Raw genomic sequence first — 16,782 nt, forward strand, 5'->3', positions numbered from 1 at the left:
ACACGCCGGGAAATCGGACGACTCTACGTCTGCTCGTCGAGGTCGTCGGCGCTCACAGCCCCGCCTCGGATCAATGCCAGCGTTCCCGCCAGCTCGTCGGGCTTGACCAGCACCTCACGCGCTTTGGAACCCTCGCTGGGCCCGACGATGCCGCGGGTCTCCATCAGGTCCATCAACCGGCCGGCCTTTGCGAAACCCACCCGCAGTTTGCGCTGCAGCATCGACGTCGAGCCGAACTGACTGGACACCACCAACTCCACGGCCTGCAGGAAGACGTCCATGTCGTCACCGATGTCCGGATCGACGTCGGTGCGCTCAGCGGTGGGCTTGGCGGTGGTCACGCCCTCGGTGTACTCAGGTTCGGCCTGGTCTTTGCAGGCGCTGACGACGGCGTGGATCTCCTCGTCGGTGATGTAGGCGCCCTGCAGCCGGATCGGCTTGCTGGCGCCCATCGGCAGGAACAGGCCATCGCCCATGCCGATCAGCTTTTCCGCGCCCGCCTGGTCCAGGATCACCCGGCTGTCGGTGAGCGACGACGTCGCAAACGCCAGCCGCGACGGCACATTGGTCTTGATGAGCCCCGTCACCACGTCCACCGACGGGCGCTGGGTGGCCAGCACCAGGTGGATGCCGGCTGCCCGCGCCTTCTGGGTGATCCGCACGATGGCATCCTCGACGTCACGCGGGGCGGTCATCATCAGGTCGGCCAGCTCGTCGACGATCGCCACCACGTAGGGGTAGGGCCGGTACACCCGCTGGCTGCCCAGCGGCGCGGTGATCGCGCCGGATCGCACCTTGTCGTTGAAGTCGTCGATGTGGCGCACCCGCGACGCCTGCATATCCTGGTAGCGCTGCTCCATCTCCTCGACCAACCATGCCAGCGCGGCGGCGGCCTTCTTCGGCTGGGTGATGATCGGCGTAATGAGATGCGGGATGCCTTCATACGGTGTCAGTTCCACCATCTTCGGGTCGATCAGGATCATCCTGACCTCGTCGGGGGTGGCCCGGGTCAACAGCGATATCAGCATCGAGTTGACGAAGCTGGACTTGCCGGATCCGGTGGAGCCGGCGACCAGCAGGTGCGGCATCTTGGCCAGGTTGGCCGAGATGAAGTCGCCTTCGATGTCCTTGCCCAGCCCGATCACCAGCGGATGATGGTCGCGACGGGTCGACGGCGCCGTCAGCACATCGGCCAGCCGCACCATTTCCCGGTCGGTGTTGGGCACCTCGATGCCGACGGCGGACTTGCCGGGGATCGGGGCCAGCATCCGCACACTCTCGGTGGCCACGGCGTAGGCGATGTTCTTCTGCAGCGCGGTGATCTTCTCGACCTTGACGCCGGGCCCCAGTTCGACCTCGTAGCGGGTGACGGTGGGCCCGCGGGTGCAGCCGGTGACTGCCGCGTCCACCTTGAACTGGGTGAGCACCTCGCCAATGGCGGCGGCCATGTGATTGTTGGCCGCACTGCGTTTCTTGGGCGGATCGCCGGCCACCAGCAGCTCCAGCGAGGGCAGTGTGTAGGGGCCTTCGACGACGCGGTCCAGTGCTTGGGTGTCCCGCTTCTTGGAGCCGCCCTTGCGACCGCGCCCGATCGCCGGTTCGGGAACGGTCGGTACGTCGTCGTCAGCCGGCGGGCAGCTCTCGGGCCCCGGCGGGACTTCGTCGTAGTAGCCGTCGGAGAAGTCCTCGCGCGCAACCTCGACGGTGTCCGCGTCGTCGCCCGCGAAGTCGTCACAGCCCTGGTCGTATTCGTGGTCGTAGTCGTGGTCTTCGAGGTACTCACGCTGGAATAGCCGGGTGCCGAAGATGCGGCGCAGCGCGTCGGGCACCTCGCGGACCGTGGTTCCGGTCAGTAGTAGCAGCCCGAACAGCGCACCGATGAACAACAGTGGCGCGGCGATCCACGCCGTCAGCCCGTCCGACAACGGCCCGCCGATCGCAAAACCGATGAACCCAGCCGCATGCCCGCGCAACGCCGGAGTTTCCGGCGAACCGGCCCACAAATGCCGTAATCCCAGGAAAGACGATGCGATCAGGCTGGATCCCAGGATCAGCCGCGGGCGGGTGTCAGGATTGGGCTGGGTCCGCATCAGCACTACCGCCGCGGCGACGAGGACGATGGGCAGCAATACGACGGCCGAGCCGATGAGCATCCGCAGCACCGCGTCGACCCACGCCCCGACGGGCCGGGCGGCGTGGAACCACGAACCGGCGGCGACGACCACGGCAAGGCCCAGCAGGACCAGTGCCACACCGTCGCGGCGATGTCCGGGTTCGATGTCACGCGCGCGCCCGATCGACCGCGCCGCTCCCCCGGTGCCCCTGGCCGCCATCAGCCAGGTCGCGCGCAGGACCCGGCCGCAGGCCAGCCCGGTCGATGCCAGCAGGGATTGGTTGCGCCGCCGCGGGGGCCGGCTCACCCGCTTGACCGACCTGGCCGGGCTCTTGCTGCCCGTCCTGGGCGCAGCCGATCGCGCACTGCGCGTCGCCCCCCGCGAAGTGGCTTTTGACCTGCTCGTTCTGCTTCCGGAGCGGGCAACGGTCCGATTCGCCATGCCGGCAAGCGTAGTCGCAAATACATCTTCTGCACCACATGCCACACTGGTAACGCTCGCTTGTCCAACCCGTGCTCGCCTCGAGATCGGCGGTCGTGAGTAGGGTGGCCAGAGGTGACAACCGTCATCCGCGGTCATCCGCGGTCATCCGCGGTCACGCCGCGTCACGCCGCCGATAATCAGCCACGGTCCCAGGAGGCCCCAGCATGCCCGTCGTCGTCGTCGCCACGCTGACCGTCAAGCCCGGATCGGTCGACACCGTCCGCGACATCTTGACCACCGCGGTCGAAGAGGTGCACGGCGAACCCGGCTGTGAGCTGTACTCGTTGCATCAAGCGGGTGAGACATTCGTCTTCGTCGAGCAATGGGCCGACGCCGACGCACTCAAAGTCCACAGCACCGCTCCCGCAGTCGCCAAGATGTTCAAGGCGGCCGGTGACCACCTGGTCGGTGCCCCCGACATCAAGATGTTGCAGCCCATCGCGGCGGGCGATCCGGGCAAAGGGCAGCTTCGGCCCTGATGGCACGGTCGTCGCAAGTGCCGCTGAGCGGCCGGGTCGCCTTCGTCACCGGAGCCGCGCGCGGTCAGGGTCGCGCCCACGCGGTTCGGCTGGCGGCCGACGGCGCGAACGTGATCGCGATCGACCTGTGCCGCCAGATCGCCAGCGTGCCCTACCCGCTGGGCACCGCCGACGACCTGGCACACACCGTCAAGCTCGTCGAGCAGACCGGCGCGCGCATCGTGGCACAACAAGCCGACGTCCGCGATCGCGCGTCGCTGGCCGCCGCGCTGCGGGCCGGTCTCGACGAGTTCGGCCGGGTCGACATCGTCGTCGCCAATGCCGGGATTGCGCCGATGCAGTCGGGCGCCGACGGCTGGCGCGACGTCATCGACGTCAACCTCACCGGCGTCTACCACACCGTGGATATCGCGATACCTGAGATGATCTCCCAAGGGGTTGGGGGCTCGATCGTGCTGATCAGTTCGGCGGCGGGGCTGGCCGGCTTCGGCAGCGCCGATGCCGGCTCCATCGGCTACACCGCCGCCAAACACGGACTGGTGGGGTTGATGCGGCTATACGCCAATTTGCTTGCACCCCATAATATTCGAGTAAACTCCGTGCATCCGTCCGCGGTCGGCACCCCGATGATCGACAACGAGTTCACCGCGCAGTGGCTTGCCGACCTGGCCGCTCAGAGCGGCTCGGCGACGGGCTCGGGCAATGCGTTGCCGGTAAAGATCCTGCAAGCAGAGGACGTCGCCAATGCCGTGGCATGGCTGGTCTCCGACCAAGCCCGATACATCACCGGCGTCGCGTTGCCGGTGGACGCGGGTTGTGTGAACAAGAGGTAGTTGATGGCCCGAAATCCCGCTGCACAGACCGCATTCGGCCCGATGGTCTTATCGGCCGTCGAACAAAACGAGCCACCCGAGCACCGGCTGGTGGACGACGACCTCGCGGACCTGTTCTTGCCCAGGCCGCTGCGCTGGCTTGTCAGCGCCACCCGGCCGACCACACTGCGGCGCCTGTTCATCGCGGCGTCGGAGTGGTCAGGCCGCGGGCTGTGGGCAAACCTGGTGTGCCGCAAACGATTCATCGCCGACTTGCTCACCGCGGCACTCGACGACGTCGACGCGGTCGTCATTCTCGGCGCCGGATTGGACACCCGCGCTTATCGGTTGACCCGGCAGGTACGCATCCCGGTCTTCGAAGTGGACCTGCCGGTCAACATCGCGCGCAAGGCCAAAACAGTCCGACGGGTGCTGGGCGAGTTGCCGCTGTCAGTTCGGTTGGTAGCCTTGGATTTCGAGCATGACGATCTGCTCACCGCACTGGCCGAGCACGGCTATCGCACCGATTACCGGGTCTTCTTCATCTGCGAGGGCGTGACCCAGTACCTCAGCGAACGCGCCGTCCGGCGGACGTTGGACGGACTGCGCGCCACCGCACCGGGTAGTCGGCTAGTATTCACCTACGTGCGCCGCGACTTCATCGACGGCAGTAACCGATACGGCACCCGGACGCTGTACCGTGCCGTCCGGCAACGGCGTCAGTTGTGGCATTTCGGCTTGCTGCCCGAGCAGGTGGCCGATTTTCTCGCCGAGTACGGATGGCGGCTGGTGGAACAAGCCGGGCCCGACGAACTCGTCCAGCGCTATGTCGCGCCCACCGGCCGCAAACTCAAGGCCTCGCAAATCGAGTGGTCGGCCTATGCGGAGAAGATCTAGACATCTACCCTGTCAGCAGTAGAGCCAGCCGCTAGACGATCGCGCCGCTCAGGCCGAACTCCGTCAGCGTTTCCGCCGCCAGCTCACGCAGGTCAGACGTGGAATTCAGGTCGAGTTGGTAGACGACGACGGCGAGAGAAACCTTGCCGCCGATGCGGCCGCCCGACACGGCGGTCATGCCACGCACCTGCTCGACGATCTGTCGCGTTACCTGCTGCGTGACCCCTCGCACGAACAATGAATCCGCATCGCTGCCGTCGGGCCGGCCGATCAACGGGTCGATGTCGCCAAGGTAGGAACAGCCCACCGCTGGAGTCGCCAACAATGTGCCCGTCATTCGTCTTGCCAGCCACTCCGGCGTCAACGGGATCAACGGTTGCAGCTGCGCCGACTTGGCAACTGCCTCCGGCAAAGCGGCGAGAGCGCGTTTGATGCTCGCCCGTAAACCGGATAAATCCGTTGTGAGGCCACTCGGGTCGACGTCGACGGTCGCCAGCGAGAATGCGTTCGCACGCATGTCGCCCTCGGAGCGGTCGTTGACGGTGATACCCACCCGGATCCGGCCGTCGTGGGCACGTCGACTTCCCAGTCGCTCGGCAAGTTTCGCGGCGAACGCTGTGAACAGCGAATTACTCGTGCCGCCAAGAGCTTTCGCCCGGTGATCCCAATCGTCAGGATCAACAAAGATGACGATAGCCGGTATCGCAACAGCGTCACCCTTGCCAGCACCGATGACGAGCGGCCGCGATGACCCTGACGGGGCAATGTTTCGCTTGCGACGCCGGGCAAGCTTGGTCGCCGCCACCAGTGCCCGGGCACCCTCGGGCAAGCCTTGCACGGTTTGGCGGGCATCGGACAGCGCTGCGACCAGTCGAGTACCTGAACGCGGCGGCGGGTAGCCGAGATCGCCCACATTGCCTCTGATCGCATCGGCAATCGCGAGACCGCCACCGACCCCGTCGACCAAGCAGTGCGAAGCCACCAAGCTGACGCCCGTCGAGCCGTCGGAAAACGGTTGCACGCCGAGGTGCCAACCAGGGCCCCGTTCCGGATCGACAGGCAGTTGTGCCCGTTCGTCGGCCCACTCGATTAACTCCGCGCGCGGACGGGAGTGCCGCGCGATATCAATGTCCGACGAGACCCTTGGCGAGATCCACCGATGCCGGGCGAATGGCAGCGCAGAACGCTCGATCCGCCGTCCCAACAACCCGCGACCGAGATTGCGCTGAAAACGCCTCAGACCATCCAGGTCGACGGGGCGCTGGTAAACCCACACCCACTGAGCCACCGGTGCCAGACCGGTCGCGCGCACTGCGAGAAACCTCGCTTGATCATTGAACGCGAGTCGATTGTCTAGCGGCATAAGGCATTTCATCTGATGTCATGCATCGCCGGCGCAACGCCAGCGGATCGACGCCCCGTGCCGCGCTCTGGAATCGGACACGGGACGTAGCGAGTGCATGCTTCCCGTACGCCATGCAATGAAGGCGGGTAGCTGCCGCCCGCTAACCGACGGCGTTCCTGCTAACCGATGACGTCAACCACGAAGACGGGGCTCGAGTATGTGGTTTCCACTTGCCGGAAGAGGGACTCGTGGCAGACGGTGTTGCGGGACATATCTCTCCTCGGCGTGGAACTACGGCATGAAAATAGGACGTAAGACTGGAAAAGCCTTCCGGCACAATGTCATCAAGCCGGGAGCCAACTGTTACCGCTAGCAACAGTAGTCATTGTAGCTTTCCTTCGTTGCATGGTAGGGCAGGCAAGCGGGAAACGCCAATCGATGTCGTGCGGCGTGGTTTGCCTGCTCCTCGATCGAGGTATGCGCGGTAAGCCCGGGCAGTTGGGCCGCTCGAATGGCCACCTGCTACGACGAGGTTCGAGTGTCAGACCTCGATCACCGTGGGCACGATCATCGGCTGACGGCGGTAGGTTTCGCCCACCCACTTGCCGACCGTGCGACGCACGCCCTGCGCGATCCGGGTGGGATCGGTGACGTTGGCGGCGACCAGCGATTCCAGCTCCGCCTCGACCTTGCGCACGGCGGGTTCCAGCGCCTTGGGATCTTCGGAAAAGCCGCGCGAATACAGATGCGGCGCCGCCACCGGGCGGCCGGTACCACGCTTGACGACCACGGTCACCGCGACAAAGCCCGACGACAGGATCAGCCGTTCACCCAGAGTGATTTCGCCGACGTCGCCGGTGATCAGCCCGTCCACGAACATCTTGCCGACCGGCACGGCACCGGCGATCGATGCTCTGCCACCGACCAGATCGACGCTGACCCCGTTCTCGGCCAATAGGATCGACTCTTCCGGAACTCCGGTGCCGGCCGCGAGCTTGGCGTTGGCGCGCAGCATTCGCCAGGTCCCGTGTACCGGCATCACATGGCGGGGCCGCACCCCGTTGTACAGAAACAGCAGCTCGCCGCTGTATGCGTGTCCGGAAACATGCACCCGCGCTTGGGCATTGGTGACAACGCGGGCTCCGATCTTGGAGAGCTCGTCGATGACGCCGTAGACCGCCTCCTCGTTTCCGGGGATCAGCGACGACGACAACACGATGAGATCACCCGAAGTCAGAGTGATACTGCGGTGTTCGCCACGCGACATCCGGGACAACGCCGACATCGGTTCGCCCTGCGTGCCGGTGGTGATCAGCACCACCTGCTCGGCTGGCATCATCTCCGCGGCGGCGATGTCGATCAGATCGGAATCGGCCACCCGCAGGAAACCCAATTCCCTTGCGATACCCATGTTGCGCACCATCGACCGGCCCACGAATGACACTCGTCGGCCCAAAGCCACTGCGGCGTCGATGATTTGCTGCACCCGGTCCACATTGGAGGCAAAGCATGCCACGATGACCCGGCCCTCGGCGCCCCGGATCAACCGGTGCAGCGTCGGACCCACCTCGCTTTCCGATGGCCCGACACCGGGAATCTCGGCGTTGGTCGAGTCGCACAAGAACAGATCCACGCCGGCGTCGCCCAGGCGCGACATGCCGGGCAGGTCGGTGGGACGGCCGTCGAGCGGCAGTTGGTCGAGCTTGATGTCGCCGGTGAACAAGACCGTGCCTGCGCCGGTGTACACAGCGATGGCCAACGCATCCGGGACGGAGTGGTTAACCGCGAAGTATTCACACTCGAAGACCCCGTGTCTGCTGCTCTGCCCCTCGGCCACCTCGACGAACACCGGTTTGATCCGATGCTCACGGCACTTGGCGGCGACCAGCGCCAGGGTGAAACGGGAACCGACGACGGGAATATCGGGACGCAATTTGAGCAGGAAGGGAATGGCCCCGATATGGTCCTCGTGCGCGTGCGTCAGCACCAGTGCTTCGATATCGTCGAGGCGGTCTTCGATATGACGCAGATCAGGAAGGATCAAGTCGACGCCCGGCTCGTCGTGGGTGGGGAACAGCACCCCGCAGTCGATGATCAGCAGCCGGCCCAGATGCTCGAAAACCGTCATGTTGCGGCCGATTTCGCCGACGCCGCCCAGCGCGGTGACCCGTAGTCCGCCCGCGGCCAACGGAGCTGGCGGCGGGAGGTCTTCGTTCACGGGTGACTCGCCCTATCACTCACCGAAGCACCGAAACCGCACGCATGTCGGCGGCCAACGCGTCGATCTGTTCCGGTGTTGCGGGCATCTGCGGCAGCCGGGGGTCTCCGACGTCGATGCCCTGCATCCGCAGGCCCGCTTTGGCCATGGTCACGCCGCCCAGACGGCTCATGGCCTTGCACAACGGGCTTACCGCGACATTGATCTTGCGTGCGGTGGCGATGTCGCCCGACTGGAAGGCCGACAGCAACTCGCGAAGCTGACCTGCCACCAGATGACCGATCACGCTGATGAACCCGATGGCGCCCATTGCCAGCCAGGGCAGGTTGAGCGCGTCGTCGCCGGAGTAATAAGCCAGCCCGGTGTCGGCGATGATCTGGGCGCCGCTGGGCAGGTCGGCTTTGGCGTCCTTGACCCCGACGATGTTGGGGTGCGACGCCAGCGCGCGGATGGTCTCGGGCTCGATCGGCACGCCGGACCTGCCCGGGATGTCATAGAGCAGCACCGGCAGATCGGTCGCGTCGGCAACGGCGGTGAAGTGTGCCGTCAGCCCGGTCTGCGGGGGCTTCGAGTAGTACGGGGTGACCACCAGCAGCCCGTGTGCACCTTCGGCAGCGCAGGACTTGGCCAACCGGATGCTGTGCGCGGTGTCGTAGGTGCCGGCGCCGGCGATCACCCGGGCCCGATCCCCCACCGCCTCCAGGACGACCCGCAGCAACTCGAGCTTCTCGTCGTCGGTGGTCGTCGGCGACTCACCCGTGGTACCCGAAACCACCAGGCCATCGCATCCCTGGTCCACCAGGCGATTGGCCAGACGCGCCGCCGCGGCGGTGTCCAGGGAGCCATCGGCGCCGAATGGTGTCACCATCGCGGTCAGCAGTGTCCCCAAGCGCGCGGGGACGTCGAATCCGACGGTGCTCACGTTGTCCAAGGTTACCTGGCGCCGCCAAGCTTTTTGGCAGCAGCGTCAGCGCGCGTGCCGGGCCGAAGCTCAGGCTTCGGTCGCCAACGGACTCGTCGCCACCTCGCTGCCGTCGGCCAGGGTCGTAACCTCGAAGTCGGCGAACACCGCGGGGGCAACGTCGGTGAGCTGACGCAGGCACTCGATGGCCAGCCGCCGGATCTCCACGTCGGCATGCTCGCTGGCCCGCATGGCGATGAAGTGCCGCCACGCCCGGTAGTTGCCGGTGACAACGATGCGGGTCTCGGTGGCGTTGGGTAGCACGGCACGGGCGGCCTGGCGTGCCTGTTTGCGCCGCAGCACGGCGTTGGGCTGGTCGGCGAACTTGGCCTCCAGCTTGGTCAGCAACTCGGTGTAGGTGGCGCGGCTGGCGTCGGCGGCGGCAGCCAGGATCTGCTGCAGTTCGGGGTCGTCCTCCATTCCCGGGGGCACGACGACCTGCGAGTCACCTTCCGGCACGTAGCGTTGCGACAGCTGCGAGTAAGAGAAGTGGCGGTGCCGGATCAGCTCATGGGTGCATGACCGCGAAATTCCGGTGATGTAGAACGACACGCTCGCGTGCTCGAGCACCGAGAAATGGCCGACGTCGATGATGTGCTTGAGGTAGCCGGCATTGGTCGCGGTCTTGGGGTTGGGCTTGGACCAGCTCTGGTAGCACGCCCGGCCGGCAAACTCCACCAGCGCCGAGCCGCCGTCGGCGTCGGTGGTCCACGGCACGTCGGGCGGCGTCAAGAACTCGGTCTTGGCGATTAGGTGTACGCGTAGCGCGGCGGTTTGGGCCACGGCGCTCACCCTAGCGGGACGACCTGGTGCGTTTTCGAGTGCGCCTCGAAGGCGTATTGAGGAGGCGGGCAATCAAGCCGGCCCGCCGAGTGTGCCTCCAGGGCGCCCAGTGTGGGTCCAGGGCGCCCAGTGTGCGTCCAGGGCAATCCCAACGGCGCGTCGCCGCCGTGTGTACACCCTCGAAGCCCTGGACGCACACTCGTGCTGGCTGGCGCATCCGGATCGCTCAGCCACGGGTATCCAGGTCCACATCCGCCGGATCACCGCGGTGAATGCGTTTCGTCGAGGCTGGCATTGAACAAACCCGACGGGTCGTGACAGGCTCCGAGATTGACAGGCCCTCCATTTCTCGCGAGGCGTCCGATTCGTCGTCGTCCCTGCTTGCGGCAATCGATAAATCAAGCTGCCGGCAATGCAATAACCTCTTCCGCAATGGCGCTGTTTGCAACGTCGATCCACGGGAGCGGGTGTCCAAAAGCAGTGACCAAGACCGACGCGAACCATTATGATCCCAAGGGATTTCGCGGCCGTCGAAACGATGTGCGGCGCTCATCGGTACTCCGATACCGAGATTGCCGACGAGGACTCCAGCCCACCACCCCTTCACCGGATAGGAGGACGACGGCACGCATCTCGAACGGAAACATGACCGTCGAACCGATGGATTAGCAGCAGTGTCGACATCGACAATGCCGCCACGCTGGCCGCGGAACCAAGCTCATGGGCGATGGGAACAATCGCGAGCGGCGCGAACGATGCAGCCATCGAAAGTGCCTGTGATAGCCCAGGGCCCGCGCGTTGCCGGCACATCCCACTCGACGTCTTCCGGCAGCGCCGGCACACCAGTCATGCCCCTTTGAGCCGCCCTGAACTCAACCAACTTCAACCCGAGTTGCCTAGCCGCCGCCGGCACGAGCGGTACAAGGAACAGGCCAAGATTCTCCGTATGAATGTTCAATATCAAATACGGATGCCCATGCTGATCAGATCCGGTATTGAACGAATACATTTGCGGCATAAGCTGGACCGGTTCCGGCTCGCCATTGCGAATAACACTGCCATTCACCGCATACTCCGATTCACATTCGCGTAAGCCCGACGCACACCAACCCCCACCGAACGCAACGCCTCCACCTTCTCGCTTAGCACGCGTCAATATCGCGGGCATCTTGTACGGGCGCCCGACCGGTGAGTAGCCGCATCAGCACGGGACTCCTGTCAGCTCAACCACGGTGGTCGCCGATGTGGACGACAACCACAACAGCCCTTGTCCACGCGGCCGAAGTGATTCATGGCAACTGGTAACTCATTCTTCGCAACGCGGAGTTCGCTGTCCAACACTTGTCGCCGCTTGACAGATAATCGCCGATTATCACGACCGTCGTTGTGGCGCCCCGGATACCGCTGCGGGACCTCCCCTTCACCAATCGCTAACCACGGCGCCGAGTTCACCACGCATTGAGCCGCTTCAACTGATTTCGCAACTCCGTCTCCAGACGCGCCGACTCGTCCAGCGCTGTCAACAGCTCCGCCGTCAACCGTGTGATTTCGCCGCCGTTCGGCTCACCCTCGCAACCGATTTCGGGAGCGTCGACGTACCGACCCGGGGTGAGCACATAGTTGGCAGCCCTTATCTCCGCCACCGTTACCGATTTGCACAATCCGGAAACATCCTGGTATGCAATGCTTTTCGAGTCAGCCGAATATGTTCCGCGCCACGCATGGTAGGTATCGCCGATAAGCGTGATTTCTTCTGCGGCCAATACCCGCTCGGTTCGGTCGACCAGCTGGCCGAATTCGCGCGCGTCGATGAACAGCACCTGGCCGGAGCGGTCTATCGTGCCTTGCCGACCGGCCTTCTTATCCGTGGCGAGAAACCATAGGCAGACCGGAATCGCGGTGCTGCGAAACAGCTGAGCCGGCAGTGCGACCATGCAGGCAACCAGATCTTCCTCGACGATACGAGCGCGAATTACGCCTTCGCCGTTAGAGTTCGACGACATCGAGCCATTCGCCATCACCACCCCGGCCCTGCCGCCCGGTGCCAGCTTGGACAAGATGTGCTGAATCCATGCGTAATTGGCGTTGTTGGCGGGCGGAACGCCGAAACGCCACCGTGGGTCTTTCTCGTTCCGCGCCCAGTCTTTGATGTTGAACGGCGGATTGGCCATCACGCAGTCCATCTGGACGTCCGGATGCTGGTCGCAGACGAACGTGTCACCCCACTTGAGACCGTTGTTGTCGATACCGTGGACGGCGAGGTTCATCTTTGCCATTCGCCAGGTCTCCTCCACGCTCTCCTGGCCGTAGATGTAAATATCGTTGACGTCGCCGCTGTGCTCGTAAGCGAACTTCTCGGTCTGCACAAACATGCCGCCAGACCCGCAGCACGGGTCATAGACCCGTCCGCGTGACGGCTCCAGCACCTCGACGATCAGCTTGACCACGCTCGCGGGAGTGAAGAACTCCCCTCCCCGCTTCCCCTCCGCGCGAGCGAAATTGCCGACAAAGTACTCGTACACCTCGCCCATCAGGTCCCGGGCGCGATGTTCACCCTGGCGACTGAAACGTGCCGTGCTGAACAGTCCGATCAGCTGACCGAGCCGGCGCTGGTCGATGTTGTCCCGGTTGTATATCCGGGGCAGGCTCACGGCGAGCGTCGAATTAGCTTGCATCACAGCGTCCATCGCCTCGTCGATGAGCACACCGATGCTTTTCGCCGGCTCACCGGCGACCACCGACTTGCCTTCTGCGTGTGCGGCCAGGAACTCCCAGCGGGCGTTCGCTGGCACGGTGAACGCACCGCGCTTCGCGCCGGACGACGCCGCCCCGATTGCGGTGCGCTGCTCGGTATCCGCGTCTGACAAGCACTTGAGGAACAGCAGGCCAAGGATGACGTCTTTGTATTGGCTGGCCCCGATCGACCCCCGCAGTTTGTCGGCGGCCTTCCAGAGCGTGTCCTTGAGCTCCTTGAGCGTCGACGGTTCCTGCTTCTTACCGGGAGGCATCCGTGGGTTCCTCCATCTCGATGTTGCGCCGCAGTGCCAGGCCACCGCCGGCCGATGAGTACCTCAGTTCCGCAGTGTGCGGCATCGGCGTGGCATCTGTGACATTGACGTCGCCGCACACCAAGAGCGGAAGCATCGCGTCGCGGCCCACCGCCAGCCGCACCGATTCGGCACGTCGGCCATGGCACAGAGCCCCCAGGCCGGATATCGCCGTCGCTTGTGCGGTGGTCAATCGCCGCACATCGCGCACCGGTGCGTGCAGAAGCTCACCCGGTTGAATGCGTTGACGGCTTCCTGTCACGCCCGCCACCCGACGCCGGAGCCTGGCCCCGACATCGGGTTGTCGCAACGCCGACCACAACGCCGACGTATCGACTCCAACGGGATGCAGGACGACGAACTCCGTACTCGTCAGCGCTATTTCCGCTGCGAGGCTGGTGACATTCCAGATTCGCGGGATCCTCGGATTCAGCTTGGAAAACAATACGCACGGCTGCGTCAAAACGGACTTGACGCTCTTGATCGTGCGGCTATCGACGACGGCGGGCACGGCGCCGTCGTCGAACGCGGGAAAGCTGTAATATGCGACGCTGCCGTCGAATTCCTGGGGATGACGACACGTGGCTGACCTTCTCGCCAGGGTCGACAGCGGCACCCGATCAGAAACGCTTTGGACGATCGCCAGCATCAACCCCTCGGCGGCTTCGATAACTCGGCTGTTGGCAGCGATCTTGTCGTCCAGTGCTCCAAGCACGTCACCAATTCGGGAACGGTCAGGTGCGGCGGCGGCACGCGTCGAAACGTCGCGCAGGATCGTCTGACTGAGCAGGGGCTGACCCGAGCCGGCGCGATACCGATTGAGTCCGCAGCCCTGCAGTGCGTAATACCAGTAGCGCGTTTCCTCGGGGCGCTTGGCGCGGCAGGCGAGTGCGTTGTCGGTGACCCACACATCGCCATCGTGGTAATGCACGCTCCCGCAATACGAACCGACGCGCCCGATGACGATCAACGGCCCCCGGGAATTGGGTTGGTCCGCGTAGCCGATGATCCCGTTGGCGCCACAGACCGGAAAGCCGCCGGCGGACAGCCGCGTCGGCAAAGCACGTCCGTGGGCGAAATCGAGATGATCGCCCAGTCTGACGCGTCCGGTCCTCATCCGCCGGCCCGCTTGGCGGCAATGCGAAGCGGCTCGGCCAGGTCGCCGCGCCCGGACACGCCGACACCGGATAACCCCAGCCAGGACGCCATCGACGCCAGTTCGCCGGCCAGCGCCGCGGCGACCCGCGTCCGTGGCGAATCGGGCTCACCGAACGCCCCCAGCACGCGCAACGAATCGGCGGCGCGGTCGGTTTTGAGGTCCACCCGCGCGACCAGCTGTCCGTCCAGCAGCAGCGGCCACACGTAGTACCCGTACTGACGCTTGGCCGCCGGTGTGTAGATCTCGATGCGGTAATGAAAATCGAACAGCCGCTTGACCCGTGGCCGGAAGAAGATCAACGGGTCGAAGGGACATAGCAGCGCGGTGCCGCGGTCGCGGCGTGGCACAGTCTGGCCGGCCCGCAGGTACGCCGGCACCGGCCAGCCCTCGACACGCACCCGCTCGATTTCACCCGCGGCCACCAGCTCTGCGATCACCGGCTTGATCTGTTGGGCGGTCAGCCGAAAATAGTCGCGGAGATCGGCCTCGGTGCCCACGCCCAACGCGGTGGCGGCACGCAGGGTGAGCTGCCGGACGGCTTGGTCGTCGTCGACCTCCCGCGCCAGCACCTCGGCCGGCAATACTCGCTCCACCAGGTCGTAGTGCCGGGCGAAGCCGACGCGGGTGGCGGTTGTCAGCGCACCGGAGGCGAACAGCGCCTCGGCGACCCACTTGGTGTCGCTGCGATTCCACCACGTTCCTTTTCGCATGCGCGGCTCGGCGGCCAGGTGGGCTTCGATCTGACCGGCGGTGCTGGGTCCGAGTTCGGCAACCGCGGCGACGATGTCGTCGGCCAGCTGCGGGTTGGCCTTGACGATCTGGGTTCCCCAACGTCCATGCCGATACTGACGCATCCGCCAGCGCAGCAACGGCCAGTCGTCGACGGCCATCAATGCGGCTTCGTGCGCCCAATATTCGACCAGTAATCGCGACGAGCGCGGGCCCCATGCGGCGCGGTCCAGCACATCGCGGTCGTAGGGTCCTAGGCGGCTGAACACTGGCGCGTAGTGCGCGCGCACCGCTACCGACACCGAGTCCAGCTGCAGCACCTGAATCCGCGAGATCGGCCGCCGCAGATGTGCGCGGGTGATCGGCCCGGCTGGTTTGGGCTCGGCGAAGCCTTGCGCCGCGACCGCCACCCGGCGGGCCTGCGCGGCAGTCAGGGCGCTCATCACCGGTGGTAGCTGTGAAACCGATAGCGCAATCCGGACCGGCTGACCAGCCACTGCCGGGCGTCGCCATGCCATGTCGCGTCAAGCAGCGGGGCCAAGACGTCGTCGTCGTCGCGGTGCAGGTCCACGTCGACCTCGGTGACCTCACACCTGATGGCCCGCGGCAGGGCAAGGGCGTAGATCTGCGCGCCGCCGATCACCCAGGTGTCCTCCGGGCCGGTGAGGGCGTCTTCGAGCGAACCGACCACCTCGGCTCCCTCCGCTACGAAGCCAGGCTGGCGGCTCAGCACCACATTTCGCCGGCCGGGCAGTGGCCGGGCTGCGGCCGGCAGCGAGTCCCAGGTCCGCCGGCCCATCACCACCGTGTGGCCCAGGGTGACCCGTTTGAAGTGGCCGAGGTCTTCGGGTACCCGCCACGGAATGTCACCGCCGCGGCCGATGACACCCGACGTTGACTGAGCCCAAATCAGGCCCACCGTCGTCATACGGCTACTGGGGCTTTGATCGCCGGGTGCGGGTGGTAGTTCTCGACGAGAATATCCTCGTAGGTGTAGTCGAAGATCGAATGTCTTTGGGCCAGAACCAGTTTCGGGTATGGTCGGGGTTCACGGCGCAATTGCTCGCGGACCTGTTCGAGGTGGTTGTCATAAATATGGCAATCACCGCCGGTCCAGACGAACTCGCCGACGTCGAGGTCGGATTGCGCGGCCATCATGTGGGTGAGCAGCGCGTAACTGGCGATGTTGAACGGCACGCCGAGGAACAGGTCGGCGCTGCGCTGGTAGAGCTGGCAGCTCAGCCGCCCGTCGGCGACGTAGAACTGGAAGAACGCGTGGCACGGTGGCAGCGCCATCTGCGGGATATCGCCGACGTTCCAGGCCGACACGATGATCCGGCGGGAATCGGGATCGGTGCGCAGTAAATTCAGGGCGGCGCTGATCTGGTCGATGTGCTCACCCGACGGGGTCGGCCAGGAGCGCCATTGCACACCGTAGATGGGACCGAGATCGCCTGTGCTGTTTGCCCATTCGTCCCAGATGGTGACTCCGTGCTGGTGTAGCCAGCCGATGTTGGAGTCCCCGCGTAAGAACCACAGCAACTCGTAGGCCACCGACTTGAAATGGACCTTCTTGGTGGTGAGCAATGGGAAGCCGCGGGACAGGTCGTACCTGATCTGCTGGCCGAACAGGCTGCGGGTGCCGGTGCCGGTACGGTCGGATTTGGCCGAACCCGTTTCAAGCACCAGGCGCAGCAAGTCCTCGTAGGGAGTCGCAATCGGCACCACGCGGCCAGCTTAGCGTCGACCCAACCC

Annotated in this window: 14 protein-coding genes; 3 read left to right on the top strand and 11 right to left on the bottom strand. The window is 65.1% G+C overall.

From position 1 onward, the window contains the following. Nucleotides 1-23: 23 nt before the first annotated feature. Entirely contained in the window at nt 24-2,555 is a 2,532-nt protein-coding gene (locus BST40_RS03015; protein WP_244174267.1) for an FtsK/SpoIIIE family DNA translocase, read from the bottom strand. A 206-nt stretch (nt 2,556-2,761) separates the two neighbouring features. Here BST40_RS03015 and BST40_RS03020 point away from each other — a divergent pair, with 206 nt between their 5' ends. The 3 genes from BST40_RS03020 to BST40_RS03030 are packed head-to-tail and all read left to right on the top strand — an operon-like array spanning nt 2,762 to nt 4,785. Further along, complete coding sequence (locus BST40_RS03020; protein WP_075549942.1) at nt 2,762-3,076, top strand: putative quinol monooxygenase; 315 nt, start codon at nt 2,762-2,764, stop codon at nt 3,074-3,076. Continuing rightward, complete coding sequence (locus BST40_RS03025) at nt 3,076-3,909, top strand: mycofactocin-coupled SDR family oxidoreductase (protein ID WP_075549941.1); 834 nt, start codon at nt 3,076-3,078, stop codon at nt 3,907-3,909. Before BST40_RS03020 ends, BST40_RS03025 begins: the two co-directional genes overlap by 1 nt. A 3-nt stretch (nt 3,910-3,912) precedes the next feature. Next, nucleotides 3,913-4,785, top strand: coding sequence for an SAM-dependent methyltransferase (locus BST40_RS03030; protein WP_075549940.1), 873 nt, complete (start codon nt 3,913-3,915; stop codon nt 4,783-4,785). Between the two features lie 31 nt (nt 4,786-4,816). Here the strand turns inward: BST40_RS03030 and BST40_RS03035 are convergent, their stop codons facing one another. From BST40_RS03035 to BST40_RS03075, 10 genes are all read right to left on the bottom strand, one after another. Continuing rightward, entirely contained in the window at nt 4,817-6,097 is a 1,281-nt protein-coding gene (locus BST40_RS03035; RefSeq protein WP_244174269.1) for a wax ester/triacylglycerol synthase family O-acyltransferase, read from the bottom strand. Nucleotides 6,098-6,671: 574 nt separating this feature from the next. Continuing rightward, nucleotides 6,672-8,348 carry a ribonuclease J gene (locus BST40_RS03040; protein ID WP_083153391.1) on the bottom strand — a complete coding sequence of 559 codons (1,677 nt, stop codon included), beginning with the start codon at nt 8,346-8,348 and terminating at the stop codon, nt 6,672-6,674. Nucleotides 8,349-8,367: 19 nt separating this feature from the next. Next, nucleotides 8,368-9,270 (bottom strand): 4-hydroxy-tetrahydrodipicolinate synthase, encoded by a 903-nt coding sequence (gene dapA / locus BST40_RS03045; RefSeq protein ID WP_075550021.1) that lies wholly within the window; start codon nt 9,268-9,270, stop codon nt 8,368-8,370. Between the two features lie 69 nt (nt 9,271-9,339). Continuing rightward, the gene (gene thyX / locus BST40_RS03050; RefSeq protein ID WP_075549937.1) at nt 9,340-10,092 is read right to left on the bottom strand and encodes an FAD-dependent thymidylate synthase; all 753 of its coding nucleotides are present in this window, start codon (nt 10,090-10,092) and stop codon (nt 9,340-9,342) included. A gap of 718 nt (nt 10,093-10,810) precedes the next feature. Beyond that, nucleotides 10,811-11,158, bottom strand: a complete 348-nt coding sequence (locus tag BST40_RS29235; protein WP_131808389.1) for a hypothetical protein — start codon at nt 11,156-11,158, stop codon at nt 10,811-10,813. Between the two features lie 382 nt (nt 11,159-11,540). Further along, nucleotides 11,541-13,100, bottom strand: coding sequence for a class I SAM-dependent DNA methyltransferase (locus BST40_RS03055; RefSeq protein WP_083153392.1), 1,560 nt, complete (start codon nt 13,098-13,100; stop codon nt 11,541-11,543). Continuing rightward, on the bottom strand, nt 13,087-14,256 hold the full coding sequence (locus tag BST40_RS03060) for a restriction endonuclease subunit S (RefSeq protein ID WP_116526579.1): 1,170 nt from the start codon (nt 14,254-14,256) through the stop codon (nt 13,087-13,089). Before BST40_RS03060 ends, BST40_RS03055 begins: the two co-directional genes overlap by 14 nt. After that, a complete protein-coding gene (locus BST40_RS03065; protein WP_083153394.1) occupies nt 14,253-15,470 on the bottom strand; it encodes a winged helix-turn-helix domain-containing protein in 1,218 nt (405 codons plus the stop codon). The genes BST40_RS03060 and BST40_RS03065 overlap by 4 nt, the downstream gene beginning before the upstream one ends. Next, the gene (locus BST40_RS03070; protein WP_075549934.1) at nt 15,470-15,955 is read right to left on the bottom strand and encodes a dihydrofolate reductase; all 486 of its coding nucleotides are present in this window, start codon (nt 15,953-15,955) and stop codon (nt 15,470-15,472) included. Before BST40_RS03070 ends, BST40_RS03065 begins: the two co-directional genes overlap by 1 nt. Beyond that, the gene (locus BST40_RS03075; protein ID WP_083153400.1) at nt 15,952-16,752 is read right to left on the bottom strand and encodes a thymidylate synthase; all 801 of its coding nucleotides are present in this window, start codon (nt 16,750-16,752) and stop codon (nt 15,952-15,954) included. The genes BST40_RS03070 and BST40_RS03075 overlap by 4 nt, the downstream gene beginning before the upstream one ends. Between the last annotated feature and the right edge of the window lie 30 nt (nt 16,753-16,782).

Origin of the sequence: Mycobacterium persicum, assembly GCF_002086675.1 — a bacterium.
In the GTDB taxonomy this organism is placed as follows: domain Bacteria; phylum Actinomycetota; class Actinomycetes; order Mycobacteriales; family Mycobacteriaceae; genus Mycobacterium; species Mycobacterium persicum.